This window comes from Enterobacter cloacae complex sp. P38RS (assembly GCF_014930775.1).
Taxonomy (GTDB): domain Bacteria; phylum Pseudomonadota; class Gammaproteobacteria; order Enterobacterales; family Enterobacteriaceae; genus Enterobacter; species Enterobacter bugandensis.
In genome coordinates, this window is record NZ_JADBRS010000021.1 from 1 (window position 1) to 24,020 (window position 24,020).

Here is a 24,020-nt window from a genome sequence, read left to right on the forward strand (position 1 = left end):
CACCATGGGTAAAGGATGTTAAAAAGTGTTCACCATGTCCCCGAACACCTGTCTACCATGTCCCCGGACTGTACAGTGGGAGAGGGCCGGGGTGAGGGCAACAGACCGCACCAAACCAGTCCGCACCTGCCTTCACGCCCGGTGGCGCTGCGCTTACCGGGCCTACAAAACACTGCTTCATCTTTATCGTGACTCCCCTCCCAAATCTTCTACGATCCACAGGATCTTTATTTTGTAATCGATTACTTTTCATTTGAACTGTTTTGTAATCGATTACTTTTTCCGGGTGAGGCTTATCATGGTGTCAACTGAAAGTAGTGAAAAGGCGATAACACAGCACCGGCTACTGGTGCCGCGGCTGTCGCTGATGATGTTTCTGCAATTTTTTATCTGGGGTAGCTGGTCGGTCACGCTCGGCCTGGTGATGACCCAGCACAACATGTCTCTGCTGATTGGCGATGCGTTCTCCGCCGGGCCCATCGCCTCCATTCTCTCGCCGTTCGTGCTCGGGATGCTGGTGGACCGCTTCTTCGCCTCGCAGAAGGTGATGGCGGTAATGCACCTCGCGGGCGCGGCGATCCTCTGGTTCGTGCCGGGGGCGCTGATTGCCGAGAACGGCGCGCTGCTGATTGGCCTGCTGTTTGGCTACACGCTCTGCTACATGCCGACGCTGGCGCTGACCAACAACATCGCGTTCCATAGCCTGGCGAACGTGGATAAAACCTTCCCGGTGGTGCGCGTGTTCGGCACCATCGGCTGGATCGTGGCGGGCATTTTCATCGGCGTCACCGGCGTGGCGTCCAGCGTTACCATCTTTAAGGTAGCGGCGGCCAGTTCCGTGCTGCTGGCGCTTTACAGCATGACGCTGCCGCACACGCCTGCGCCCGCGAAAGGCCTGCCGGTGAAGGTGCGGGATCTCTTCTGCGCGGATGCCTTTGCGCTGCTCAAAACCCGCCACTTTTTCGTCTTCTCCGTCTGCGCGATGCTGATCTCCGTCCCGCTCGGCACCTATTACGCCTACACCGCCTCGTATCTGGCGGATGCAGGAATTGCCGACGTCAGCACCGCCATGTCCTTCGGGCAGATGTCCGAGATCTTCTTCATGCTGGTCATTCCGCTGCTGTTCCGCCGCCTGGGGGTGAAAATCATGCTGCTGATCGGCATGCTGGCGTGGTTTGTGCGCTACGCCATGTTCGCGCTGGGCGTCAGCGAGGAGGGGCGCATTCTGCTGTATCTCGGCATTCTGCTCCACGGCGTCTGCTACGATTTCTTCTTTGTCGTCGGCTTTATCTACACCGACCGGGTGGCAGGCGAAAAGGTGAAAGGCCAGGCGCAGAGCATGATCGTGATGTTCACCTATGGCATCGGCATGCTGCTTGGCTCGCAGATTTCCGGCGCGCTCTATAACCGCCTGGTGGCAGGGCAGGCCGTGCCGCAGGCGTGGGTGACATTCTGGTGGATCCCGGCGGTAGCGGCCGCGGCGATCGCGCTGATTTTCCTTCTCACGTTTAAGTATGACGATGACAAGGCGTAACGTTCAGGAGGTGGTATGAGGACGATGAAAGGACCCGGCATTTTTCTGTCGCAGTTTATTGGCGCAGAAGCGCCGTTTAATTCGCTCGACGGGCTGGCTGAATGGGCGGCAGGTAAAGGTTATAAGGCGGTGCAGATCCCCTGCAACCATCCGCACATCTTTGACGTCGAGAAAGCCGCAGAGAGCCAGGCCTACTGCGACGACATCACCGCAAAGCTGGCCGCGCACGGGCTGGTTATCAGCGAGCTGTCCACCCATCTGGAAGGGCAGCTTGTGGCGGTGAACCCCGCCTACAGCGACGCGTTTGACCACTTCGCGCCCGCATCAGTGCGCGGTAACGATGCTGCGCGTCGGGCGTGGGCCACGGAGAAGCTGAAGCAGGCGGCGGTCGCCTCGGCAAGATTAGGTCTGAAAGCGCACGCCACCTTCTCCGGCTCGCTGGCGTGGCCGTTTTTCTATCCGTGGCCGCCGCATAACGAGCAGCGTTTTCAGGAAGCGTTCGAGGAGCTGGCAACCCGCTGGCGGCCAATACTGGATACCTTTGGCGAGCAGGGGGTGGACGTCTGCTTTGAGCTGCATCCCGGGGAAGATCTGCACGACGGCGTGACCTTCGAGCGTTTTCTGGCGCTGGTGGATAACCATCCGCGCTGCAACATCCTCTTTGATCCGAGCCATATGCTGCTCCAGCAGATGGACTATCTGGCCTTTATCGACATCTTCCATGCGCGCATCAAGGCGTTCCACGTGAAGGATGCCGAGTTCCGCCCCAGCGGGCGCAGCGGCGTGTACGGCGGCTACCAGCCGTGGATCAACCGCGCCGGACGCTTCCGCTCGCCCGGCGACGGGCAGATCGACTTTAAGGGCATTTTCAGCAAGCTGACCCAGTACGACTACGACGGCTGGGCGGTGCTGGAGTGGGAGTGCTGCCTGAAGGATGGCGATACCGGCGCGCGCGAAGGCAGCGAATTTATCCGCCGCCATATCATTCCCGTTTCCGGACGGGCGTTTGATGATTTCGCCGCAGGGGGCAGTCATGACTAACGTCGGGATCGTCGGCAGCGGGTTTATTGGCCCGGCACATATCGAGGCGCTCAGGCGCCTCGGGTTTGTTCAGGTGGTCGCGCTGTGCGACGGCTCGCTCGTTAAGGCGCAGGAAAAGGCGCGCCTGCTAAACGTACCGCACGCGTACGGCAGCGTTGAGGAGCTGCTCGCGCACCCTGATTTGCACGTGGTGCACAACTGCACGCCGAACCACCTGCATGCACAGATTAACCGCCAGATCCTGCGCGCGGGCAAGCACGTGTTTTCCGAAAAGCCGTTGTGCATGACGCCTGAGGAGGCGCGCGAGCTGGTGGCGCTGGCGGAGCAGGTGGGCGTGGTGCATGGCGTGAGCTTCGTCTATCGCCAGTTTGCGATGGTGCGTCAGGCGGCGAGCATGCTGCGCGCAAGCAGCCTCGGGCGGATTTTTGCCTCACACGGCAGCTACCTACAGGACTGGATGCTGCTGGAAACCGACTACAACTGGCGGGTGGATGCCGCGCTCGGCGGCGCATCGCGGGCGGTGGCGGATATCGGCTCCCACTGGTGCGACACGGTGCAGTTCGTCACCGGGCGGCGCATTACCGAGGTGATGGCTGATTTATCCATCGTCTGGCCGACGCGCAGGGCCAGCAAGGGCGGGAATCAAACCTTCTCCCATGACGAACAGGCGGAGTATGAAGACAAACCAGTCACGACCGAAGACTTCGGCTCGGTGCTGTTCCGCTTTGACGACGGCAGCAAGGGCTGCTTTAGCGTCTCGCAGGTGAGCGCCGGGCGTAAAAACCGCCTGACGTTTGAGATCAACGGCAGCGAGCGCTCGCTGGCGTGGGACCAGGAGGTGCCGCAGCAGCTGTGGATCGGCCATCGTGCGCAGGCCAACCAGACGCTCACCGACGATCCAGGCCTGATGAACCCTGACGTAGCCGACAGCGCCCACTTCCCTGGCGGGCATATTGAAGGCTGGCCGGATGCCTTCAAAAATATGATGGCGCAGTTCTACCGCGCCGTGCAGGCGGGCGCAATGCCGGAGACGCCGCAGTTTGCGACGTTTCACGATGGCGCAAACGTGATGTATATCATTGATGCCATTGTGAAAAGCCATCAGCAGCAGCGCTGGGTGCGCGTGGAATGCTGACGCATTGCCCGGTTCGCCGGGCAACAAATTTATGGTAGCCTGCACAAAACGCTAACCGCAGGATGTATCGTCGCTATGTCAATTCAGAAAATCGCTCAGCTGGCCGGGGTTTCCGTGGCAACGGTCTCCCGCGTGCTGAATAACAGCGACACCGTGAAGGCGAAAAACCGCGAGCGCGTTCTGCAGGCGATTCAGGAGAGCAACTACCAGCCAAATCTGCTCGCCCGTCAGCTGCGCACCGCCCGCAGCTATATGATCCTGGTGATGGTGTCCAACATCGCCAACCCGTTCTGCGCCGAAGTGGTGAAGGGCATCGAAGCCGAGGCGGAGAAAAACGGCTACCGCATTCTGCTATGCAACTCCGGCTCGGACATCGAGCGCTCCCGCTCGGGCTTGAGCCTGCTTTCAGGCAAAATCGTCGACGGCATTATCACCATGGACGCCTTCTCGAAGCTGCCGGAACTTGCCGCGCTGATTGGTTCTGCACCGTGGGTGCAGTGCGCCGAATACGCCGATGCGGGCACGGTCTCCTGCGTCGGCATCAATGATGTGGACGCTTCACAGCATGCCGTTAGCCAGCTGGCCGACGGCGGCCGCAAGCGTATCGCGATGATCAACCACGATCTCAGCTACAAATATGCCCGCCTGCGCGAACGCGGCTACAAGAGCGTGCTCCACCTGCGGGATCTGGACTATCAGGCGGTGGAGTATGCCAGCGATCTCAGCTCCGGGGCGGGCATGGCGGCGATGCAAAACCTGTTAAAAGATAATCCGCCGGATGCAGTATTTGCCGTTTCCGATACGCTGGCGGCGGGCGCGCTGCGCGCCATTCAGCAGGCAGGTCTGCGGGTGCCAGAGGATATTGCCGTGGTCGGCTTTGACGGTACGGAGCTGGCGGACATGATTTCACTTACCACCATCGAACAGCCGTCGCGCGATATCGGGCGCAAGGCGGTCAATCTTCTCTTAAACAAAATCGACAACCCGGATGCGCCCACGGAAAGGGTGATGATGGACTGGCGCTTTATTTCCCGCGCCAGCACCTGATTATCTGGCAATAACGCCTGCCAGGGAGCGAATATCGTTCCCGGTAGGCGACTGGTGAATACGCAGGCCAAACTCATCCACTACCGCGAAAATATGGTCGAAGATATCGGCCTGAATATCTTCGTATTCCGCCCAGATTACCGTATTGGTAAAGGCATATATTTCAATCGGCAGCCCGTTGGCATCCGGCGCCAGCTGGCGCACCATCAGCGTCATATCTTTACGAATACGCGGATGGTTACGCAGATATTCATTCAGGTAAGCGCGGAAGGTGCCGATATTGGTCATCTTGCGCAGGTTTAATACCGATTCCCCTTCGCCGTTCTGCTGATTCCACAGGCTAATTTCCTCATGGCGCGCGGCCAGATAAGGCTTCAGCAGTTTTGCCTGAATCAGCTTCTGCTGCTCCTGCTCGTCGAGAAAATGAATGCTGGTGGTATCGATATTCAGGCTGCGCTTGATGCGTCGCCCGCCGGAGGCGGACATCCCACTCCAGTTGATAAAGGCGTCGGAGACCAGCGCCCACGTCGGAATGGTGGTGATGGTGTTATCGAAGTTGCGTACTTTAACGGTCGTCAGGCCGATGTCCGTCACCGTACCATTAGCGCCGTACTTCGGCATCTCCAGCCAGTCGCCGAGTTTGAGCATGTCGTTGGCGGAAAGCTGAATACCCGCCACAAGGCCGAGTATCGGGTCTTTAAACACCAGCATCAGGACGGCGGCCATAGCACCCAGACCGCTTATCAGAATCGCCGGGGACTGGCCGATCAGCAGGGAGATAATCAATATCCCCACCAGGATAGCGCTCACCAGCTTGATGCCCTGGAAGATCCCCTTCAGCGGCAGCTGCGAGGCGGTCGCCATCTTTTGCGACAGATTAAATATCACGTCCAGCAGCGAGAAGAAGGAGAGCAGGGCATACACCATCACCCACAGCTTCGCGCAGGTGGTGAGTATTTCCGCCGCTTCGCTGCCTTTTTGCAGCCACAGTACCGCCTGAACGTTGACGATTATCCCCTGCAGGGTAAAGGCCAGACGGTGAAATAATTTATTTTGGGTAATGATTTGCAGCCATAAATGGCTACTGGCCTGCGCGCGTTTCTCGAATGCGCGCAGCACCAGTTTGTGCAAAATAAAATGAACAATGATGGCGGTGAGAAAAATAATACCAAAGATAATCACTAAAGAGGTGGTGTGATTAATTTCAATCCCTAACTCTTCAACCTGAGCAATTAATTCCTGCATAACGTCTCCTGTATTGATGCAGCCCCATAATGGCGGCTGCGGATCTATTATGCAAATTCACAGGGTTATTTGGCGGCCTCACAGACCTTCACTACCGGCAGGCAGAGACGATGACGCATGCGCAGCGTCGCCAGCGCCAGGATAACCATCAGGCCGGTTTCCACCGCCAGGAAAAGGGTAATCGCCTGCGCGTAATCCCCGTGGTAATGCTGCAGCCCGTGCAGCAAAATCGCCCCGAAAATGGCCGGTCCCAGACCCAGCGCGGCCTGCTGCAGCGTGCTGAGAATGGCGCTTGCGGCCCCTGCGTCGTCAGGCTGGATATCGCGCATCCCGATGCGGTAGAAGCTGTTTACAATCAGCGCCTGACCGTAGCCCACCAGCCCGGTGGCAGGGGCCAGCGTCAGCGCGGTGTTGTTTACGCCCCAAATCCGGAACGTCGCGATGAGCGCCAGCAGGCCGATTATCTGAATTGCCAGACCCGTCAGCAGAATCGTGCTGGTACTGTAGCGGGCAATCAACCGTGGCGCGAACCAGGCAGAGATAAAATAGGTCACGCCCAGGGCGATAAAGCTGTTCCCGGACTGCCACGGCGCCATCCCCAGACCGGTCTGCATGGTCAGCGCCATACAGAACATAAACCCGGACCAGACGCTGAAAAAGAGCAGCGCAATCACGATGCCAAAGCGAACGCTGCGAAGCTGAAGCAGGCGTGGCGGGATCAGCGGATGGGCATTCTCTCTCTCCTTTTTGCGCGCGTTCCGCGCCATCAGCCAGGCCAGCGGAATAATGGCAAGAAGCATAACCTTCAGCGACCACGGCCAGTGCCACTGGGGACCGAGCGCCATCGGGAACAGCAGGCAGCAAAGAATGAGGGCCAGCAGCACGGTGCCTGTCCAGTCGATGCGCGACGGTGTTTCACGACGGGTTTCCGGCACGTAGCGGCGGCTTAACGCCAGCACCACCAGACAAATCGGCACGTTGATAAAGAAGGCGTTACGCCAGCCCAGCCCGGCGATATCCGCCGACACCAGCCAGCCGCCGCCCATCTGCCCGACGATAAACGCAATCCCGCCAATGCCGCCAAACAGGCTAATGGCTTTCGCGTGGGCGCTACCTTTTAGCGTGACGTGCAGCGTGGCGAGGATCTGCGGCATGATGAGCGCTGCCCCCGCGCCCTGAACGATGCGTGCGGCCAGCAGTTGTTCAATATTTCCCGCCATCCCGCACAGCAGCGAGGCCAGCCCAAAAACTGCCACGCCCCACATAAACAGGCGACGGCGGCCAAGGTTATCCCCCAGCTTGCTGCCGAGCGCAAGGCAGACGGCAAAGGCCACGCCGTAGAGAGCGACAATGAGCTCCAGCTCGGTGGCGGTGGCATGCAGCGAGTGGGTGATGGCGTCCAGCGCCACGTTGGTGATTGAGGTATCAATCATCGGCAGCATCTGGCCGGTTAACAGCAATATCAGGCCTGCGCGACCCGGTGAAACAACTGACGTATTCATGGTAACTCCATTGCGTCATTCATCAGATGGTCGTAGCATCAACCATCTGATAAACGGGTACCAGTTCTTGCTTATACTGGTACTGGCACTACCATGCAGGGGGATTTATGACCTTGATGTCTGAACCCGTCACCTCACTTCAGGATGACACCCGAAAACAGCTGGGGGCATTTTTACGCGCCCGGCGGGAAAGCCTCGATCCCCAGCGTCTCGGCCTGCCGCGCAGCGGTCGGCGGCGCACGCCTGGCCTGCGCCTGGAAGAGGTGGCGATGCTCGCTGACGTGGGCGTGACCTGGTACACCTGGCTTGAGCAGGGCAGAGACGTCAACCCCTCCAGCGCAGTGATGGCCGCCATCGCAAAAGCGCTGCAGTGCACCCCGACCGAGGCCCGGCATCTTTTCGTGCTCGCCGGCTTGCCGCCGGGTGAAGCCCCGCAGGCGGTCTGCTGCGAGGGCATCAGCGAAGGCACGCGCCGCCTGCTCGATACCCTGATGCCTAAACCCGCCAGCATTCAGAAGCCCAACTTCGACATCGTCGCGTGGAATGACAGCTTCGGGCACCTGATGGGCGTTGATTTCAACGCCATCCCGCCGGAAGACCGCAACTGTATTTACCTGTTCCTTACCCATCCGGCGTGGCGCGCGCGTCTCGGCAGACGCGACGACGTGCTGCCGATTTTCGTCTCCTATTTCCGCGCGGCGATGGCCGAGCACCGGGGCGACCCGCTGTGGGAAGCCAAACTGGCGCGCTTCTTCGCGGTGTCCGAAGAGTTCAAAATCCTGTGGCACCAGCGCAACGACGTGCGCGGCGTGGAGAACCAGCTCAAGCTGTTTACCCATCCAGAACTGGGAGATTTTACGCTGCAGCAGATGTACTGGTACTCCGCGCCACGAAACGGATCGCGGCTGCTGGTGTATCTCCCGGTGGATGAGGCGGGGGAAAGGGCGATGGAATGGCTGGCCGGGCAGGGGAAATAAGTTTTTGCGAGGCGCTTTCAGGGAATCGAAGCGGATCCGGTTCTTCCTGTTAAAAATGGGTAAGGTGGGACACGAAAAGCTAAATTAGCCTTTAATGCAAATTGCCTTATATGCTAATATCATCAAGGATGAAATATCGTGTTCAGACTTATCGTTCATGAGGCGGTAAGGGAAGAGATTCTCTTACTGCCTGCTGGGGTGAAGGCGAAGCTGATTCGCCAGCTTGATAAATTGCGTTTAAACCCGACGGCTCTTCGGGAACCTGACAGCAAACCATTGCCGCATGGCCTGTTTGAAATAAGGACCGTTGGGCTGATCCATACCCGAGGTATCTATGTTTACCAGCGGGAAAAGACGATTTTTCTTTTGCGCGTGTTTGTTAAGAAGACGCAAAAAACGCCCTCTGCTGAACTTCGTCTGGCACTGAAGCGACAACAGGAGATGTTGGATGAGCAAGAAGATTATTGACTGGGATGAACTCAGGGCTGAACTGTTAAGCGATTCAGAGGTTCAGGCTTCCTTTGATGCAGAAGAGCGCAAGGAGCGTTTGCGGGAGATGCTGGCGCAATGGCGCAATCATGCTGGCCTGACGCGCGCCCAGGTGGCGGAGCGGATGGGCGTCAGCGCACCAACGGTATCAAGAATGGAAGCGAATATTACCCGGGCGAGTCTCGATACATTAACGCGTTATGCGCTGGTGTGCGGGATAAAGCATCCGCAGATTACGCTCTATTGATGCTTAATCAACTTGCTGAATTTACGCGATTTCTATTGGAAGTTAAGTTGACTATACTTATGCGATGAGAAACAACTAATGTCGCCACTAATGATTGATTCCGCAGAGTTCAGCCAAAAACTCGGGCTTATCTCCCGAAACGTCGAACATACCGAAGCATTTCTGGCGCGGGGTACTGCGGATTTTCATCTGCCGGGGTTCTTGCTGCCTGTCGGATACCGGCTTTTAAAATCGCGTTATGGTGATGAATATCGTCTCGTGACTACCGATGACGGTAAGCCTTATACGGCGTATGCCGTGAAGCTTACATTTCATAAAGAAATTACCTTTCCCCACGGTGCCGCCACGCAGGTGATGGTATGGCGCACCCCGCGCGCCGTCCACCAGCGCGTAATAAGCGGATTACCGCAATTATTTTTCCAGTGGGTGCTCAGCGAATACGACATCGTAGTCTCCGACAGCGAGCAAACGGGGGACGGACAACGGTTCTGGCTGCGCATGATCGACTGGGCGTTCACCATGAACTATCGCATTAGCGTGGCAGACGGTACAGTGGGAGAAGAATGGACGTTAACGCCCGTAAACTCTTACGCCGAGCTGGAAGAGCGCTGGATTGCCTTTGCCTGGGGAAGCGATCGCGATGTGCATCCACACCGCAGGCTGGTCATCAGTAAAACGTAACGGGCCGCGTGCAGCGACCCGTTTGAATCAGCACTCGGTCACAATCGTGCTCAGCGGCAGACGAGACTTCGGCAGCGTGGCGTTAAAATCTTCCACGCTGTGATGCCCGACCGGGACCACCACCAGGCTGGTGAAGCCTTTCTCTTTCAGGCCAAACTCTTCATCCAGAATCGCCGCGTCAAAGCCTTCAATCGGCACCGCGTCCAGACCCATCGCGCCCACGCCCAGCAGGAAGTTACCGACGTTCAGGTAAACCTGTTTCGCCATCCACTGGTCGTCATCTTTCAGATCCACGCGGTGCATGTCGGCGAAGTAGGTGCGGCCCTTATGGTTCGCGGCTTTAGCTTCCGGCGTGTTGAAACGGCCATCGGCCTCTTCCTGGTCGACAACGCGTTCCAGCCAGGCGTCGTCCATCGCGGTTTTCGCGCAGAACACCACCACGTGAGAGGCGTCCAGCATTTTGCGTTCGTTGAACACGTAAGTGCCCGCGGCGGATTTTGCCACGCGGGCTTTTCCTTCCTCGGTGCTGGCCACAATAAAGTGCCACGGCTGGGAGTTGGTGCTGGACGGGCTGTACTGCAGAAGGGTTTTGATTTTCTCTGCTTCTTCAGCGGTCAGTTTTTTGGTTGGGTCGAACGCCTTAGTAGAGTGGCGTTTCAGGGCGACAGAAATGATATCCATAACTACTCCTGGTAATGAAATTCGCCCGTGCGCGGGCGCGAAAGGAGAGCAGATTACCGCGCGAAGCGGCAAAAGATAAGTGCGATTCGAGCGGTTATACTGTTCGGCACAGACGAACAATCAGGCAGGGCGTATCCATTTCTGGTCTTTTTTCGGCAGCTTATCGACGACCAGGTTCCACGAATCCTCGATCAGGTCGGCGACCAGTTCTGGCGTGATGTCCTCGGTGCCGTAGAGCGAAATCCAGTGTTTTTTATTGAGGTGGTAGCCCGGCTCAACGCCACGGTAAATCTGCTGATTTAACAGGGATTTTTCCGGGTCGGATTTCAGGCTAACGTGGGGGCGTCCGTGCGCGGTGGCCATCAGCATAAAAATTTTCCCGCCCACCTTAAACACGTCGTACTCGGGGCCAAACGGCCAGCAGTGTTCGGTGAAAGGCATCTCCAGCGCGACGCGTTTTGCGTGCGCCTGCAGGGATTTACTGTCCATCGTTATCCTCCTGAGCCAGCCCGCGCCACATGGCTTCGAAACCCAGCGCTTTAAAATCGGTGGCGCGGGACGGATCGCGGGTGGCAAACTCCATGGTGGTTTCCGCCAGCGATAAGAAAAGCGCATCGCCAAACGTTTTGAATTCATCGGACATAAACACCGGGCGCACCGAACGGCGGCATAGCTCGTGAAGTTCCGGGAACATCTCTTTCACCGCCTGTTCCGTTTCAGCGCTCAGCTTTTCACTCACGCCAATCTGGCGGATCGCCGCATGCGCCACGGGGTTACGAATCCCCCAGTCCACGTAGCTGTTCCAGATATTGCGGGTATGCTCTTTAGGAAGCGTGAGGGTGCGATCGAGGTTCGCCAGCATGGTCTGGCAGAGATCCTGCTTGAGGTGCAGGTAAAGGGCATTCAGCAGATCGTCTTTAGTAGCAAAGTAGCGAAACAGCGTGCCTTCAGCGACGCCCGCATTACGGGCAATTAACGCCGTTGAGGCGGCAATACCTGACTGTGCAAATGCCACCGTCGCGGCTTCCAGTAAGGCCTGTTTTTTATCTTCACTCTTCGGACGTGCCACTAAATTTTTCCCCCTTTCAATTATAAAAACCCTGATTGAAACACGTGCTTTGACACGCTGCAACGCGGAATGTCAAAGATCGAAAACGTCTTGACGACTTTATCATCACATCTATAATGAGTGCTTACTCACTCATAATCAAGTTTCCCTCGCGTAAACCATCGGATGGCGCGCGTTATCGGGTCAGGATATGAAAAAGCCTCTCTTCATCTGCGTGGTGTTCCTCATGATTATTGCTTCAGCTGCGAGTTTACCGTTTGTTCTGAATGCCGGATTTGGCCAGCCGCCGCAGGGTGCGCAGCTCACCGAAGTGGAGGCTTCTCCGCACTATCGCGACGGGAAGTTCCACAACGCGCTCCCGACGCCTGGCTTTACCGGGCAGCAAAACATGCTGGTGGCGTGGTGGCAGTTCCTGACCCGTAAAACCGAAAACGCTCGTCCGGCGCAGCCGCTGCCGCTGGTGAAAACCGATCTGGCGAGCCTGCCTCTGGAGCAGGATACGCTGGTGTGGCTCGGCCACTCCTCGTGGTATATGCAGCTGGCGGGAAAACGCATTCTGATCGACCCGGTCCTCGGCAACTACGCCGCGCCGTTCTCGTTCCTCAATAAAGCGTTTGCGGGAGAGTATCCGTGGCGCGCGGAGAGCATGCCGGAAATCGACCTGCTGATTATCTCGCACGATCACTACGATCATCTGGACTACGCCACCATCCGGGCGCTGCTGCCGAAGGTGAAGCGCGTCGTTACGCCGCTCGGCGTGGGATCCCACCTGCGCTACTGGGGAATGAAGCCTGAGATTATCGACGAACGGGACTGGAACCAGTCGGTGCACATCAGCGATGCGCTGACGGTTCATGTCCTGCCCGCGCGCCACTTCTCGGGGCGCGGCATTAAGCGTGACCAGACCCTGTGGGGCAGCTTCATGTTTGTCACGCCAGAGCAGAAGGTCTATTACAGCGGCGATTCCGGTTATGGCCCGCACTTTAAGGCCATCGGCGAGCAGTTTGGCGAAGTGGATTTAGCCATCATGGAAAACGGCCAGTACGACCAGGACTGGAAGTACATCCACATGCTGCCGGATGAAACGGCGCAGGCCTCGGCGGACCTCAATGCGAAAGCGGTGGTGCCGGGGCATAACGGACGCTTCGTGCTGGCGAAACACACCTGGAACGATCCGCTGATCCAGCTGGCGCGGGCCAGCAAGGACAAAAACTATCGGCTGCTGACGCCGGAACTCGGTGAGCCGGTCCGGGTGAGCGATAGCACGCAACAATTTCGTGAGTGGTGGGAATAATGTTGAACCAAGAAACAGAAGGGGAGAGCAGCATGACGATTTCCGCTCAGGTCATTGATACGATTGTCGAATGGATCGATGACAACCTACACCAGCCGCTACGCATCGAAGAGATCGCCCGCCACGCGGGTTACTCCAAGTGGCATTTACAGCGGCTGTTTATGCAGTACAAAGGCGAAAGCCTGGGGCGCTACATCCGCGAGCGCAAGCTGCTGCTGGCGGCGCGGGATCTGCGTGAATCTGACGAGCGCGTGTACGAAATCTGCCTGCGCTACGGCTTTGAATCGCAGCAGACGTTTACGCGCATCTTTACCCGCACCTTCCATCAGCCGCCCGGGGCTTACCGCAAAGAGAACCATAGTCGGGCGCATTGAAATTGACGAAACAAAGGCCGGGTAAGGCATCGCTGCTACCCGGCTTTTTTATTGGCCTACGACGCCAGTGAAAACCAGCGGCGCCAGACGAAACGCAGGATGAAGAATTCGATAGCGCCGAGCAGTAAAAACCACACGCAGAACAAAATGGTGTAGAGCTGGTTCAGATCGACCATATGAAAGGTTTGAACCAGCTTCTGCGCCAGCACCAGACCCAGCGACGGCGCGGGTAGCAGTAAGCAAGAGATCAGGGCCATCAATAAAATGCCCCCCGCAGTCAGCAGCGATTCCAACGGGTGTTTCATCGTAATGTTAATCGTCAGTTAAAAATGTCATTGTCCGGCATCCTTTAACGTAAAGCAATATCAACCCGTCGGCCCTTTTTTAATTAAATAATTCCTTCCCCCGAAGAATAATGCGCGGAAGGAGAATAATTTAATCCTGATGATTAAATTAATATCGCGCTATGTAAATAAATGTCTGCATCACGAAAATAATTTTACAAACATATAGGTGCTATATCCAATTAACGTCGCAATAACAATGGCTGCGACAATGTATAACGCCAGGCGCCGTCCGCGATAAATACCAAACATGGTTCCCCCTCGTTTAGGATTGGTTTAGAAATATTTTGTAAAAATCAGCTCGTCGAAATAATTTTAATCAATTTTGAATAACCCAGTGGTAAATATATTGCGGTAGATCAATTTTACCCGCAAGACTTTATAATCAATTTATTTAAGCCAGAAAGGAATTCAGGCTTCTGTTCACCGGATATTGAAGGAAAAATATGATGACCGAAAAAAAATACTCCCCAAACGTGCCGCCTTCCGGCGGGCTGGCATACCAGCAGACCGCAGAGCAGGTGCTTACCCACGTGCAGAGCCAGGCCAGCGGTCTGGATCGTGCAGAGGCGCAGGCGCGTCTGCAAAAAACAGGGCCGAACGCGCTGCCGGAGAAAAAAGGTAAACCCGCCTGGCTGCGTTTTTTGGCCCATTTTAACGATGTGCTGATTTACGTTCTGCTGGCCGCCGCGGTATTAACGGCGGTAATGGGTCACTGGGTCGATACGCTGGTAATTTTGGGCGTGGCGGTCATCAATGCGCTAATTGGCCATATTCAGGAAAGCAACGCGGAAAAATCGCTGAAGAGTATTCGCAATATGCTTTCCAGTGAGGCGCGCGTTATTCGTAACGGCAACCATGAAACTATACCGACGACGGAAATAGTTCCGGGCGATATTATTGTATTGCGCGCGGGGGATCGTATTCCGGCGGATATGCGTTTAATCGAGGCGCATAATTTACGCGTGGAGGAGGCGATTCTCACCGGTGAGTCCACCGTGGTGGATAAACACACGAATCCGCTGAGCGGCGAATTACCGCTGGGCGACCGCACCAATATGGTCTTCTCAGGAACGACCGTGAGCGCGGGCGGCGGAATCGGCGTGGTCATTGCCACCGGTAAGGATACGGAGCTCGGCCACATCAACCAGATGATGGCGGGCATCGAAAAGCACCGTACCCCGCTGCTGGTGCAGATGGACAAGCTGGGTAAAGCCATCTTCGTCATTATTCTGGCGATGATGGCCGCGCTGTTCGTCTTCAGCCTGATGTTCCGCGAGATCCCGATGGGCGAGCTGCTGCTCTCCCTGATTAGCCTGGCGGTCGCCTCCGTACCGGAAGGCCTGCCGGCGATTATCTCCATCATCCTCTCCCTGGGCGTGCAGGCGATGGCGCGCAAGCGGGCGATTATCCGCAAGCTGCCGACGGTTGAAACGCTGGGCGCGATGACCGTGGTCTGCTCGGATAAAACCGGGACCCTGACCATGAACGAGATGACGGTAAAAGCCATCATCACCGCCGACGTCTGCTACCGCGTGGACGGCAACAGCTACGAGCCGGTAGGCAATATCTACCTGGAAGGCAGCGATGAGCCGGTGCAGGTCCAGCCGGGCACCGTCCTGGAGCAGTACCTGCGCACCGTTGACCTGTGCAACGACAGCCAGCTGATTCAGGACGAGCGTGGCCTGTGGGGCATCACCGGCGGGCCAACCGAGGGCGCGCTGAAGGTGCTGGCGGCCAAGGCCCACCTCGAGCCGGTCGTGACCACGCTGGTTAACAAGATTCCGTTCGATTCTCAGTACAAGTACATGAGCACCCACTACCAGATTGGCGGTGAGGAGCAGATTTTGATTACCGGCGCGCCGGACGTCATTTTCGCCCTGTGCAACCAGCAGCAGACGCGTAACGGTGCGCAAGCGTTCAACCGTGCGTACTGGGAAACGGAGATGGAGCGCTATGCGCGTCAGGGGCTGCGCATGGTCGCCGCGGCGTTCAAGCCGGCGAACGGCGGGCAGGAGCTGACGCACGACGACCTGAGCCACGGCCTGATCTTCCTCGGCATCGCCGGAATGATGGATCCGCCGCGCCCGGAAGCGATTGATGCGATTAACGCCTGCCAGCAGGCGGGGATCCGCGTCAAGATGATCACCGGCGATCACCCGCAGACGGCGATGAGCATCGGCCAGATGCTGGGGATCAGCAACAGCGAGCAGGCGGTCACCGGCTATCAGCTGGAGAAAATGGACGACGCCGAGCTGGCGGAAGCGGCGGTGAAGTATGACATCTTCGCCCGTACCAGCCCGGAGCATAAGCTGCGCCTGGTGAAAGCGTTGCAGGATAAAGGCGAGATCGTCGGCATGACCGGCGACGGCGTAAACGATGCCCCGGCGCTGCGCCAGGCGGACGTCGGCATCGCGATGGGCATTAAGGGCACGGAAGTCACCAAAGAGGCAGCGGACATGGTCCTGACGGACGATAACTTCGCCACCATCGCCAGCGCGGTGAAAGAGGGGCGTCGCGTTTACGACAACCTGAAGAAAACCATCCTGTTCATCATGCCGACCAACCTGGCGCAGGGGCTGCTGATTGTGATTGCGCTGCTGGCGGGGAACATCATTCCGCTAACGCCGGTGCTGATTCTGTGGATGAACATGGCGACCTCCGCCACGCTCTCCTTCGGCCTGGCCTTTGAGGCCGCCGAGCGCAACATCATGCGCCGCCCGCCGCGCCAGACCGGGCAGCACGTGATGGACGCCTACGCCGTGTGGCGCGTGGCTTTCGTCGGCACCATGATTGCCATCGCCGCCTTTGCGCTGGAAGCCTGGCTGGCCCCGCGTGGCCACAGCGCGGAGTTCATCCGCACCGTGCTGCTGCAGATGCTGGTCTGCGCCCAGTGGGTGTACATGATTAACTGCCGCAACACCGAAGGGTTCTCCCTCAACCGCGGCCTGCTGGCGAACAAAGGGATCTGGCTGGTGACGGGCGTACTGTTCCTGCTCCAGGCGGCTATTATCTACCTGCCGTTTATGCAGATGCTGTTCGGCACCGAAGCGCTGCCGCTGCGCTACTGGTTCGTGACGCTGGCGGTGGCTGGGGTGATGTTCTTCGTCGTCGAAATCGAGAAGCGACTGACCCGCAGGTTCCGTAAGGCTGCATAACGAAAATCTTACCCCTCACCCTAACCCTCGCCCCTTTGGGGAGAGGGCCGGGGAGAGGGGAGAAACAACGCTGAGGTACTCCCATGAAACTTCCACTCCTGTTCGCCCTTCTTGTCAGTACCCTGCAACCCGTCTTCGCCGCCGCGGTCCCCGTTCGCGTCGCCACCGTGGAGCAGACCGCCCATGCCGCCGAGCGCCAGATCCCGGGCCGCATCGAAGCCATTCACACCGTTGAACTGCGCGCGCGCACGGAAGGCGTGATAACGAAAATCAACTTCCGCGACGGGCAGTACGTGAAAAAAGGCGACGTGCTGTTTGAGCTGGACGACGCCGAGCCGCGTGCTGCCCTGCGTCTGGCGCAGGCCGAAGTGAGAAGCGCTGAAGCCACGCTGCGTCAGGCGCAGCAGCAGCTTTCCCGCTTCGAAAGCCTGGGCAGCAGCAACGCCATCAGCCGTCACGACGTGGACAATGCCCGCATGCAGCGCGATGTGGCGAGCGCCGCGCTGGAGCAGGCCAAAGCCCGGCTCGACACCCGCAGCGTCACCCTGAACTACACCCGCATCACCTCGCCGATTGACGGTCGCGTGGGCCACAGCCAGTTCCACGTGGGCAGCCTGGTGAATCCTGCCAGCGGCGTGCTGGTGGAGGTGGTGCAGCTCGATCCCGTCCGCATCGCCTTTGCGCTGGAGGAGGGGGCGTTTGCCACCAAAGCCGGACAGCACGCGGATATCAGCGCCATGAAGCAGGCCTGGCAGGCGCTGATCGACAGCAACGGCCAGCGCGTCGGCGGGGAACTCACCTCCGTGGACAACCGCATCGATCCGCGCACCGCCAGCGTGATGCTACGCGCCGAGTTTGCTAACCCGCGCCATCAGCTGCTGCCCGGCGGCAACGTGAATGTTTATCTGCGTCCGGCGAGCGAGCAGCCGGTGCTGACGCTGCCTGCCGCTGCGGTTCAGCAGAGCGGCGACGGGTTCTTCGCCTGGGTGGTTAACGCCGACGGCAACGCCGAAAGGCGCCCGCTGAACGTGGCCGGCCAGATCGGCCAGCAGTTTCAGATTGCCTCCGGCGTGAAGCCCGGTGAGCGAGCGATTACCGACGGCGCGCAGCGCGTGCAGCCCGGCGCTGCCGTCCAGATACTCAATTAAGGAGCCATCATGCTGACGTTTTTTATCAAACGCCCGCGCTTCGCGATGGTGATTGCGCTGGTCATCACCCTGCTGGGGGCGATCGCGCTGAGGATCATTCCGGTGGAGCAGTACCCGCAGATCACCCCGCCGGTGGTGAATGTCTCTGCCAGTTGGCCGGGCGCCAGCTCGGCTGACGTGGCGGAGGCCATCGCCACGCCGCTGGAGACGCAGCTTAACGGGGTGGATCACATGCTCTATATGGAGTCCACCAGTTCGGATGAAGGTAGCTACAGCCTGAACATCACCTTTGCGGCAGGGACCGATCCGGACCTCGCCGCCATCGACGTGCAAAACCGCGTGGCGCAGGCCGTGGCGCAGCTGCCGACCGAGGCACAGCAAAACGGGGTACAGGTGCGCAAGCGCGCCACCAACCTGATGATGGGAGTAAGCCTTTACTCACCGAACAACACCCACACGCCGCTGTTTGTCAGCAACTACGCCAGCACCCAGGTGCGCGAGGCGCTGTCGCGTCTGCCGGGCGTGGGACAGGTGCAGATGTTTGGCGCGCGGGACTACAGCATGCGCATCTGGCTGCGTCCGGACCGCATGAACGCCCTGAACGTGACCACCGATGACGTGGCGCAGGCGCTGCGCGAGCAGAACGTGCAGGGGGCGGCAGGTCAGGTGGGCACGCCGCCGGTGTTCAACGGCCAGCAGCAGACCCTGACCATCAACGGGCTGGGGCGCTTAAGCCAGGCCGACGACTTTGCCGACATCATTATCCGCGCGGGCGAGATGGGCCAGCTGGTGCGCCTGAAGGACGTCGCCGCCATCGAGCTCGGCTCGCGCAGCTACAGCTCCGGCGCGCAGCTGAACGGGCACGACTCTGCTTACCTTGGCATCTACCCAACGCCGTCCGCCAACGCCCTGCGCGTGGCCGACGCGGTGCGCGCGGAGCTGGAGCGTCTCTCGACGCGCTTCCCGGACGACCTGGTCTACGAGGTAAAATTCGACACCACTACCTTCGTTGCCGCCACCATTAAAGAGATTGGCGTCTCGCTGGCGCTGACCATGCTGGCGGTTGTGGTGGTCGTTTCTCTGTTCCTGCAAAGCTGGCGCGCGACGCTGATTGTCGCCCTCGCCATTCCGGTGTCGCTGGTGGGCACCTTTGCGGTGCTCTACGCGCTCGGCTACTCCGCCAACACGCTGAGCCTGTTCGCCATTATTCTGGCGCTGACCATGGTGGTGGATGATGCCATCGTGGTGGTTGAGAGCGTCGAAACCCTGATGGCGGAAGGGCAGAGCCGCACGGCGGCGACCGCGCTGGCGCTGCGCCAGATCGCCGGGCCGGTGATTGCCACCACGCTGGTGTTGCTGGCGGTGTTTGTGCCGGTGGCGCTCCTGCCGGGAATTGTGGGCGAGCTGTACCGCCAGTTCGCGGTGACGCTCTCCACCGCCGTCACGCTCTCAAGCCTGGTGGCGCTGACCCTGACGCCCGCGCTCTGCGCGATGCTACTGCGCCCGCGTCCGGCGAAGCCTGCCGCCATTTTCCGTGGGTTCAACCGTGGGCTGGACGCCACGCGCACGCTTTACACCCGGATAGTGAGCGTATTCAACCGGCGTCCGTGGCTGGCGCTGCTGGCCACCGCAGGCGCGGCGGCGGTGGTGGCGTTCAGCTTTATGTCGATGCCAAAGGGCTTCCTGCCCCAGGAAGATCAGGGCTACTTCTTCGCCAGCGTCCAGCTGCCGGAAGCGGCCTCGCTGGAGCGCACCGAAGCGGTGATGGCTACCGCGCGCGAGCTGATTGCTAAAAACCCGGCGGTGGAAGACGTCATTCAGGTCTCCGGGTTTAACATCCTCAATGGTACCAGCGCGTCGAACGGCGGGTTTATCTCCATCATGCTGAAGGACTGGAGCGAGCGCCCGCCGCTGGATGAGGTGATGGGCACCCTTCAGCGCCAGTTGCTGGCCCTGCCGGAAGCGACCATCATGACCTTCGCGCCGCCGACGCTGCCGGGGCTGGGCAACGCCTCTGGCTTCGACCTGCGCATTCAGGCGCAGGCGGGGCAGAGCCCGGCGGAGCTGGAGCGCGTCACGCGTGAGGTGCTGGCAAAAGCCAACCAGCATCCGCAGCTGAGCCGCGTGTTCACCACCTGGAGCAGCAACGTGCCGCAGCTAACGCTGACCGTTGACCGCGAGCGTGCGGCTCGCCTCGACGTGCCGGTGTCGCGCATCTTCAGCAGCCTGCAAACCGCCTTCGGCGGCACGCGCGCCGGGGATTTCAGCGTCAACAACCGCGTCTACCACGTGGTGATGCAGAACGAGATGCAGTGGCGCGAGCGCGCGGAGCAAATCAGCGAGCTGTTCGTGCGCAGCAACAGCGGCGAGCGGGTGCGTCTGAGCAACCTCGTCACCATCACGCCGACCGTCGGCGCGCCATTTATTCAGCAGTACAACCAGTTCCCGTCGGTATCGGTAAGCGGTTCGGCAGCGGAAGGGGTAAGCAGCAGCACCGCGATGGCGGCGATGGGCGAAATTCTGGCGCAGAGCCTGCCTGCCGGGTACGACTACGCCTGGAGCGGCATGTCGTATCAGGAGCAGCAGACCGGCAACCAGGCGGTATGGATTGTGCTGGCGGCGGTGGTGATGGCGTGGCTATTCCTCGTCGCCCAGTACGAGAGCTGGACGCTCCCGGCGAGCGTGATGCTTTCGGTGCTGTTCGCCATCGGCGGGGCGCTGGTCTGGCTGTGGCTGGCGGGCTACGCCAACGACGTGTACGTGCAGATCGGTCTGGTCTTGCTGATCGCGTTAGCGGCTAAAAACGCGATTCTTATCGTGGAGTTCGCCCGCGCGCGGCGGATGGACGGGATGGCGATTGTCGATGCCGCGCGGGAAGGGGCATCGCGCCGCTTCCGCGCGGTGATGATGACCGCCGTGTCGTTCATCATCGGCGTTCTGCCGATGATGCTGGCGACCGGGGCGGGTGCCCAGAGCCGCCGCATCATTGGCACCACGGTGTTCAGCGGCATGCTGGTGGCAACCGTGGTAGGGATTGTGTTTATCCCCGCGCTGTTCGTGCTGTTTCAGCGCCTGCGCGAGTGGGGCCACGGCCTTACGGATTCGTCGCCCACAGCTCGCAGTGCTTCTGCACCAGAGAAATAAGCGAGCCGCCGTCGGCGATGAAGTCCCGCATGCGCTGCGCCTCGCTCTTGCCCTGCTTTAACAGCAGGGCAATTTCATTAATTGCGCTCGTTGCGCCGAGCTTCTCGGCCGACGGCGCAACCTGCTCCAGCAGCCAGGCGGTATCCTCCGCCACGGTTTTGTGCTCGCCGGTATGCACGTCCGTCAGAACCCCCTCCAGCCCGTAGCGACACGCCTGAAAACGGTTAAAGCGGTACAGCAGAAAATCCCGCTCCTGATGCTTATAGGGCCGCGTGGTCAGCAGCCAGTGGGACGTCGCCTGGATCAGCCCGGCGATGTTAATCGCGTGGCCGAGCGTCAGCGGGGTATCCATCACCCGTACCTCAACGGTGCCAAAATGCGGGCTGGGGCGGATGTCCCAGTGCAGATCTTTAATGCTGTCGATCATGCTGGTAGCGCTCAGGCGTCGGAAAAGCCCCTCGAACTCCTGCCAGCTGTTAACCCACGGCATCTGGCCGTTATCCGGGAACCCGGAGAAGATATTGAGCCGCGACGAGGAGAACTTCGTGTCGGTGCCCTGCATGTACGGCGAGGCGGCCGCCAGGGCGATAAAGTGCGGCACGAAGCGCGACAGGCCGTGCAGGAGATAAATGGCGTCATCCCCGGTCCGGCAGCCGACGTGCACGTGCTGTCCGAACACCGTTGCCTGCAAAATCAGGTAGCCAAAGCGCTCCAGCGTGACGTTATAGCGCTCGTCGTCGCACACCTCCTGACGCTGCCACTTCTGGAACGGGTGCGTCCCGCCGCCGCAGATCTGGATGTGCTGCTCCGCCGCCGCGCGCAGGATGCTCTGCTGCATCACCGAGAACTGCGCCGCCGCCTGGTCAATGTTCTGGCACACGCCGGTGGCGATTTCGAGCATGCTTTCGGTGATGTCGTGTTTGACTTCACCGCCTTTGATGTCGTCTTTGACGGCGGCGATGAGGGCAGAGGAGTCCTGGCTCAGATCGTAGCCCGGCGGGTTAACCACCTGCAGTTCGAGTTCGATGCCGAGGGTGAACGGTTCAGAGGATTTGAAATCAGGTAAAGGCATGGCGCACTCCGTTGTCTGTTGTGTGTTGAGTATAGACAACGGGTGTGGCGCGCTCGTCTCAGGGTGGTATAACTGATAGCAGGCTTAGCAAAAGGGGAGTGACTCATGTCTGACCATCCAACCATTGCGCTGATTGGTCCTGGTGCGATTGGCACCACCATTGCCGCGGTGTTGCATGACGCGGGCCGCACGCCGCTGCTGTGCGGACGCACCGCGCATCCTGAGCTGCGTTTGCGTTACGACGAGGGGGAAACGGTTGTGCCCGGTCCGGTATTCACCGATCCGACCGTCATCACGCGCCCCGCAGATCTTGTTTTTGTGGCGGTAAAAACGACGCAAAATTCCGACAGCGCCGGGTGGCTGCGCGCGCTGTGCGATGAAAAGACCGTAGTCTGCGCCCTGCAAAACGGCGTAGAGCAGAAGGCGCAGCTTGAGCCATTGGTCAGTGGCGCAACGGTGCTGCCGTCGGTGGTCTGGTTCCCGGCGCAGCGCGAGCCGGATGCCTCCGTCTGGCTGCGCGCCAAACCGCGCCTGACGCTACCGGACGCGCCCCAGGCGCAGCGGGTGGTCGAAGCGCTTCGTGATACGCGCTGCGCGGTTGAGCTCTCGGAAGATTTTGCCACCGTCGCCTGGCGCAAGCTGCTGCAAAACGCGGTCGCCGGGCTAATGGTGCTGGCCAACCGCCGCGCCGGGATGTTCAGGCGCGAGGATGTCAGCGAGCTGGCGCTGGCCTACCTGCGCGAAGGGCTGACCGTCGCCCGCGCTGAAGGGGCGAAGCTGAACGATGACGTGGCGCAGGAGATCCTGGCGAACTTCCAACGCGCGCCCGTGGATTTGGGTACGTCGATTCTCGCTGACCGCCAGGCGGATCGCCCGATGGAGTGGGATATCCGCAACGGCGTCATCCAGCGCTACGGCCGAAAACACGGCATTGCGGTGCCCATCAGCGATGTAGTGGTGCCGCTGCTGGCGGCGGGGAGCGAGGGGCCGGGGTGAGCCTGGGTCTGGAGTGAAGGAAAGACCCGGCCGTTGTGCGCCGGGTAGCGTCTCTACTTAGCCTGACGGGCTTTCTCTGCTTTCAACTCTTCCATGGTTGCCTCCAGGATCCAGAGGCACTGAGCACCCTCAAACGTTTCCAGCAGCGCCCGGCGGGTACGCTGATAGAACGCGTCGATTTCTTCGGGGGATTTCTCTAAAGGCGGCGTGCAGACAATATCGCTGCCTACCATGTGCGGCCACTTTCCGGCGTCAATGGCGCGGAGCGCTTTCAGCGTTGCGTTCGTGTTTGTTATGAGCGCTGCGGCTAAGGCGTCCTCCAGCTGTTGCGCCTGCTTGACGTCAGCCGTAGCAGACAGGGTAGGAGCTTGCTCAATCCAGTGTGCATCACCAGAGGCGATTCCATTAAGTGCTGATGACCAGTCAGTGCTGGCTGCAATGGCTGGGACGGCGAGCGTACATAGCAGGAGTACGATAGGGTATTTCATCGCACGACCTCAAGGTCACCGCCGTCACGAAGGATTTTACGTCGCGTTGACAGTGAGAGAATGATGCACCCCTCTGATGCAAACCCGGCTGGACCATACTTGTGGTCACCATGAATGCGGAATTCTGAGCGACCAAAACTCTCTCCGGAGGTTTGCTCAAGGATGATTGTAATTGGTCCTTTTGAATTCGAATGACCCGCGATTTTATATGTCCCGCGAGGCAGTGGCCCCAGTCCCTTTACATGCTGACGGTCCGGGTTGTTTTTATTCGTAAGAGCACCGGAATATCCGGTTTCAATTAATTTGCCGTCTTTATACATCTTGCCGGTAGACTGCTCATACTTCCATACCATA

23 protein-coding genes are annotated in these 24,020 nt (G+C 59.3%); 14 read left to right on the plus strand and 9 right to left on the minus strand.

Translation table 11 applies throughout. The features are described 5' to 3' along the window. The first annotated feature begins 298 nt into the window (after positions 1-298). From IM303_RS20270 to IM303_RS20285, 4 genes are all read left to right on the plus strand, one after another. Positions 299-1,534 (plus strand): MFS transporter, encoded by a 1,236-nt coding sequence (locus IM303_RS20270; protein WP_193360200.1) that lies wholly within the window; start codon positions 299-301, stop codon positions 1,532-1,534. A 15-nt stretch (positions 1,535-1,549) separates the two neighbouring features. Then, positions 1,550-2,575: a sugar phosphate isomerase/epimerase gene (locus IM303_RS20275; protein WP_193360201.1), complete on the plus strand. Its 1,026-nt coding sequence runs from the start codon at positions 1,550-1,552 to the stop codon at positions 2,573-2,575. After that, positions 2,568-3,710 carry a Gfo/Idh/MocA family protein gene (locus IM303_RS20280; RefSeq protein WP_193360202.1) on the plus strand — a complete coding sequence of 381 codons (1,143 nt, stop codon included), beginning with the start codon at positions 2,568-2,570 and terminating at the stop codon, positions 3,708-3,710. The genes IM303_RS20275 and IM303_RS20280 overlap by 8 nt, the downstream gene beginning before the upstream one ends. A gap of 75 nt (positions 3,711-3,785) precedes the next feature. Continuing rightward, a complete protein-coding gene (locus IM303_RS20285) occupies positions 3,786-4,757 on the plus strand; it encodes a LacI family DNA-binding transcriptional regulator (RefSeq protein ID WP_049001024.1) in 972 nt (323 codons plus the stop codon). On the opposite strand, the gene IM303_RS20290 is transcribed toward IM303_RS20285, so the two are convergent. After that, entirely contained in the window at positions 4,758-6,002 is a 1,245-nt protein-coding gene (locus tag IM303_RS20290) for a mechanosensitive ion channel family protein (RefSeq protein WP_041911005.1), read from the minus strand. Positions 6,003-6,067: 65 nt separating this feature from the next. Then, entirely contained in the window at positions 6,068-7,504 is a 1,437-nt protein-coding gene (locus IM303_RS20295) for an MFS transporter (RefSeq protein ID WP_048998955.1), read from the minus strand. Positions 7,505-7,611: 107 nt separating this feature from the next. Here IM303_RS20295 and IM303_RS20300 point away from each other — a divergent pair, with 107 nt between their 5' ends. The 4 genes from IM303_RS20300 to IM303_RS20315 all read left to right on the plus strand — a co-directional run bounded on the left by IM303_RS20300 (position 7,612) and on the right by IM303_RS20315 (position 9,898). Next, entirely contained in the window at positions 7,612-8,481 is an 870-nt protein-coding gene (locus IM303_RS20300) for a helix-turn-helix transcriptional regulator (protein WP_193360203.1), read from the plus strand. Positions 8,482-8,619: 138 nt separating this feature from the next. Then, positions 8,620-8,949 (plus strand): type II toxin-antitoxin system RelE/ParE family toxin, encoded by a 330-nt coding sequence (locus tag IM303_RS20305; RefSeq protein WP_028012246.1) that lies wholly within the window; start codon positions 8,620-8,622, stop codon positions 8,947-8,949. Next, positions 8,930-9,217: a helix-turn-helix domain-containing protein gene (locus IM303_RS20310; RefSeq protein ID WP_028012247.1), complete on the plus strand. Its 288-nt coding sequence runs from the start codon at positions 8,930-8,932 to the stop codon at positions 9,215-9,217. Before IM303_RS20305 ends, IM303_RS20310 begins: the two co-directional genes overlap by 20 nt. A gap of 78 nt (positions 9,218-9,295) precedes the next feature. After that, positions 9,296-9,898, plus strand: a complete 603-nt coding sequence (locus tag IM303_RS20315) for a hypothetical protein (RefSeq protein WP_045260722.1) — start codon at positions 9,296-9,298, stop codon at positions 9,896-9,898. Positions 9,899-9,925: 27 nt separating this feature from the next. Here IM303_RS20315 and nfsB read toward each other — a convergent pair whose 3' ends face one another. From nfsB to IM303_RS20330, 3 genes are all read right to left on the minus strand, one after another. After that, positions 9,926-10,579 carry an oxygen-insensitive NAD(P)H nitroreductase gene (gene nfsB / locus IM303_RS20320; protein ID WP_047367650.1) on the minus strand — a complete coding sequence of 218 codons (654 nt, stop codon included), beginning with the start codon at positions 10,577-10,579 and terminating at the stop codon, positions 9,926-9,928. 120 nt (positions 10,580-10,699) lie between these two features. Then, the gene (locus IM303_RS20325; protein ID WP_028012250.1) at positions 10,700-11,068 is read right to left on the minus strand and encodes an MmcQ/YjbR family DNA-binding protein; all 369 of its coding nucleotides are present in this window, start codon (positions 11,066-11,068) and stop codon (positions 10,700-10,702) included. Next, a complete protein-coding gene (locus IM303_RS20330) occupies positions 11,058-11,648 on the minus strand; it encodes a TetR/AcrR family transcriptional regulator (RefSeq protein ID WP_028012251.1) in 591 nt (196 codons plus the stop codon). Before IM303_RS20330 ends, IM303_RS20325 begins: the two co-directional genes overlap by 11 nt. Before the next feature lie 190 nt (positions 11,649-11,838). Here IM303_RS20330 and IM303_RS20335 point away from each other — a divergent pair, with 190 nt between their 5' ends. Further along, on the plus strand, positions 11,839-12,942 hold the full coding sequence (locus tag IM303_RS20335; protein ID WP_048960930.1) for a RomA family MBL fold metallo-hydrolase: 1,104 nt from the start codon (positions 11,839-11,841) through the stop codon (positions 12,940-12,942). A gap of 32 nt (positions 12,943-12,974) precedes the next feature. After that, positions 12,975-13,316, plus strand: coding sequence for a RamA family antibiotic efflux transcriptional regulator (locus tag IM303_RS20340; RefSeq protein ID WP_028012253.1), 342 nt, complete (start codon positions 12,975-12,977; stop codon positions 13,314-13,316). Between the two features lie 56 nt (positions 13,317-13,372). On the opposite strand, the gene IM303_RS20345 is transcribed toward IM303_RS20340, so the two are convergent. Continuing rightward, entirely contained in the window at positions 13,373-13,621 is a 249-nt protein-coding gene (locus tag IM303_RS20345; protein ID WP_041910998.1) for a DUF1158 domain-containing protein, read from the minus strand. Positions 13,622-14,109: 488 nt separating this feature from the next. On the opposite strand from IM303_RS20345, the gene IM303_RS20350 reads away from it, so the two are divergent. From IM303_RS20350 to IM303_RS20360, 3 genes are all read left to right on the plus strand, one after another. Next, positions 14,110-16,818, plus strand: coding sequence for a cation-transporting P-type ATPase (locus tag IM303_RS20350; RefSeq protein ID WP_192986381.1), 2,709 nt, complete (start codon positions 14,110-14,112; stop codon positions 16,816-16,818). Between the two features lie 83 nt (positions 16,819-16,901). Continuing rightward, entirely contained in the window at positions 16,902-17,966 is a 1,065-nt protein-coding gene (locus tag IM303_RS20355; protein WP_192971446.1) for an efflux RND transporter periplasmic adaptor subunit, read from the plus strand. Positions 17,967-17,975: 9 nt separating this feature from the next. After that, a complete protein-coding gene (locus IM303_RS20360; RefSeq protein ID WP_193360204.1) occupies positions 17,976-21,110 on the plus strand; it encodes an efflux RND transporter permease subunit in 3,135 nt (1,044 codons plus the stop codon). Here IM303_RS20360 and IM303_RS20365 read toward each other — a convergent pair. Beyond that, on the minus strand, positions 21,061-22,182 hold the full coding sequence (locus tag IM303_RS20365; protein WP_048998948.1) for a YbdK family carboxylate-amine ligase: 1,122 nt from the start codon (positions 22,180-22,182) through the stop codon (positions 21,061-21,063). The two genes, IM303_RS20360 and IM303_RS20365, sit on opposite strands and share 50 nt — an antisense overlap. A gap of 105 nt (positions 22,183-22,287) precedes the next feature. Between IM303_RS20365 and IM303_RS20370 the strand changes: the two genes are divergently transcribed. Further along, the gene (locus IM303_RS20370; protein WP_048998947.1) at positions 22,288-23,178 is read left to right on the plus strand and encodes an oxidoreductase; all 891 of its coding nucleotides are present in this window, start codon (positions 22,288-22,290) and stop codon (positions 23,176-23,178) included. Between the two features lie 53 nt (positions 23,179-23,231). Here the strand turns inward: IM303_RS20370 and IM303_RS20375 are convergent, their stop codons facing one another. Together IM303_RS20375 and IM303_RS20380 are read right to left on the minus strand one after the other, a co-directional pair. Beyond that, positions 23,232-23,666: a hypothetical protein gene (locus tag IM303_RS20375; RefSeq protein WP_045260731.1), complete on the minus strand. Its 435-nt coding sequence runs from the start codon at positions 23,664-23,666 to the stop codon at positions 23,232-23,234. After that, positions 23,663-24,019, minus strand: a complete 357-nt coding sequence (locus IM303_RS20380; protein ID WP_045325586.1) for a tlde1 domain-containing protein — start codon at positions 24,017-24,019, stop codon at positions 23,663-23,665. The genes IM303_RS20375 and IM303_RS20380 overlap by 4 nt, the downstream gene beginning before the upstream one ends. Position 24,020 lies beyond the last annotated feature (1 nt).

What these genes read in the sequence shown, in the direction of transcription:
- IM303_RS20270 (WP_193360200.1), top strand. Translation starts at nt 299, where the DNA reads ATGGTGTCAACTGAAAGTAGTGAAAAGGCGATAACACAGCACCGGCTA.
- IM303_RS20275 (WP_193360201.1), top strand. Translation starts at nt 1,550, where the DNA reads ATGAGGACGATGAAAGGACCCGGCATTTTTCTGTCGCAGTTTATTGGC.
- IM303_RS20280 (WP_193360202.1), top strand. Translation starts at nt 2,568, where the DNA reads ATGACTAACGTCGGGATCGTCGGCAGCGGGTTTATTGGCCCGGCACAT.
- IM303_RS20285 (WP_049001024.1), top strand. Translation starts at nt 3,786, where the DNA reads ATGTCAATTCAGAAAATCGCTCAGCTGGCCGGGGTTTCCGTGGCAACG.
- IM303_RS20290 (WP_041911005.1), bottom strand. Translation starts at nt 6,002, where the DNA reads ATGCAGGAATTAATTGCTCAGGTTGAAGAGTTAGGGATTGAAATTAAT.
- IM303_RS20295 (WP_048998955.1), bottom strand. Translation starts at nt 7,504, where the DNA reads ATGAATACGTCAGTTGTTTCACCGGGTCGCGCAGGCCTGATATTGCTG.
- IM303_RS20300 (WP_193360203.1), top strand. Translation starts at nt 7,612, where the DNA reads ATGACCTTGATGTCTGAACCCGTCACCTCACTTCAGGATGACACCCGA.
- IM303_RS20310 (WP_028012247.1), top strand. Translation starts at nt 8,930, where the DNA reads ATGAGCAAGAAGATTATTGACTGGGATGAACTCAGGGCTGAACTGTTA.
- IM303_RS20315 (WP_045260722.1), top strand. Translation starts at nt 9,296, where the DNA reads ATGTCGCCACTAATGATTGATTCCGCAGAGTTCAGCCAAAAACTCGGG.
- nfsB (WP_047367650.1), bottom strand. Translation starts at nt 10,579, where the DNA reads ATGGATATCATTTCTGTCGCCCTGAAACGCCACTCTACTAAGGCGTTC.
- IM303_RS20325 (WP_028012250.1), bottom strand. Translation starts at nt 11,068, where the DNA reads ATGGACAGTAAATCCCTGCAGGCGCACGCAAAACGCGTCGCGCTGGAG.
- IM303_RS20335 (WP_048960930.1), top strand. Translation starts at nt 11,839, where the DNA reads ATGAAAAAGCCTCTCTTCATCTGCGTGGTGTTCCTCATGATTATTGCT.
- IM303_RS20340 (WP_028012253.1), top strand. Translation starts at nt 12,975, where the DNA reads ATGACGATTTCCGCTCAGGTCATTGATACGATTGTCGAATGGATCGAT.
- IM303_RS20345 (WP_041910998.1), bottom strand. Translation starts at nt 13,621, where the DNA reads ATGAAACACCCGTTGGAATCGCTGCTGACTGCGGGGGGCATTTTATTG.
- IM303_RS20350 (WP_192986381.1), top strand. Translation starts at nt 14,110, where the DNA reads ATGACCGAAAAAAAATACTCCCCAAACGTGCCGCCTTCCGGCGGGCTG.
- IM303_RS20355 (WP_192971446.1), top strand. Translation starts at nt 16,902, where the DNA reads ATGAAACTTCCACTCCTGTTCGCCCTTCTTGTCAGTACCCTGCAACCC.
- IM303_RS20360 (WP_193360204.1), top strand. Translation starts at nt 17,976, where the DNA reads ATGCTGACGTTTTTTATCAAACGCCCGCGCTTCGCGATGGTGATTGCG.
- IM303_RS20365 (WP_048998948.1), bottom strand. Translation starts at nt 22,182, where the DNA reads ATGCCTTTACCTGATTTCAAATCCTCTGAACCGTTCACCCTCGGCATC.
- IM303_RS20370 (WP_048998947.1), top strand. Translation starts at nt 22,288, where the DNA reads ATGTCTGACCATCCAACCATTGCGCTGATTGGTCCTGGTGCGATTGGC.
- IM303_RS20375 (WP_045260731.1), bottom strand. Translation starts at nt 23,666, where the DNA reads ATGAAATACCCTATCGTACTCCTGCTATGTACGCTCGCCGTCCCAGCC.
- IM303_RS20380 (WP_045325586.1), bottom strand. Translation starts at nt 24,019, where the DNA reads ATGGTATGGAAGTATGAGCAGTCTACCGGCAAGATGTATAAAGACGGC.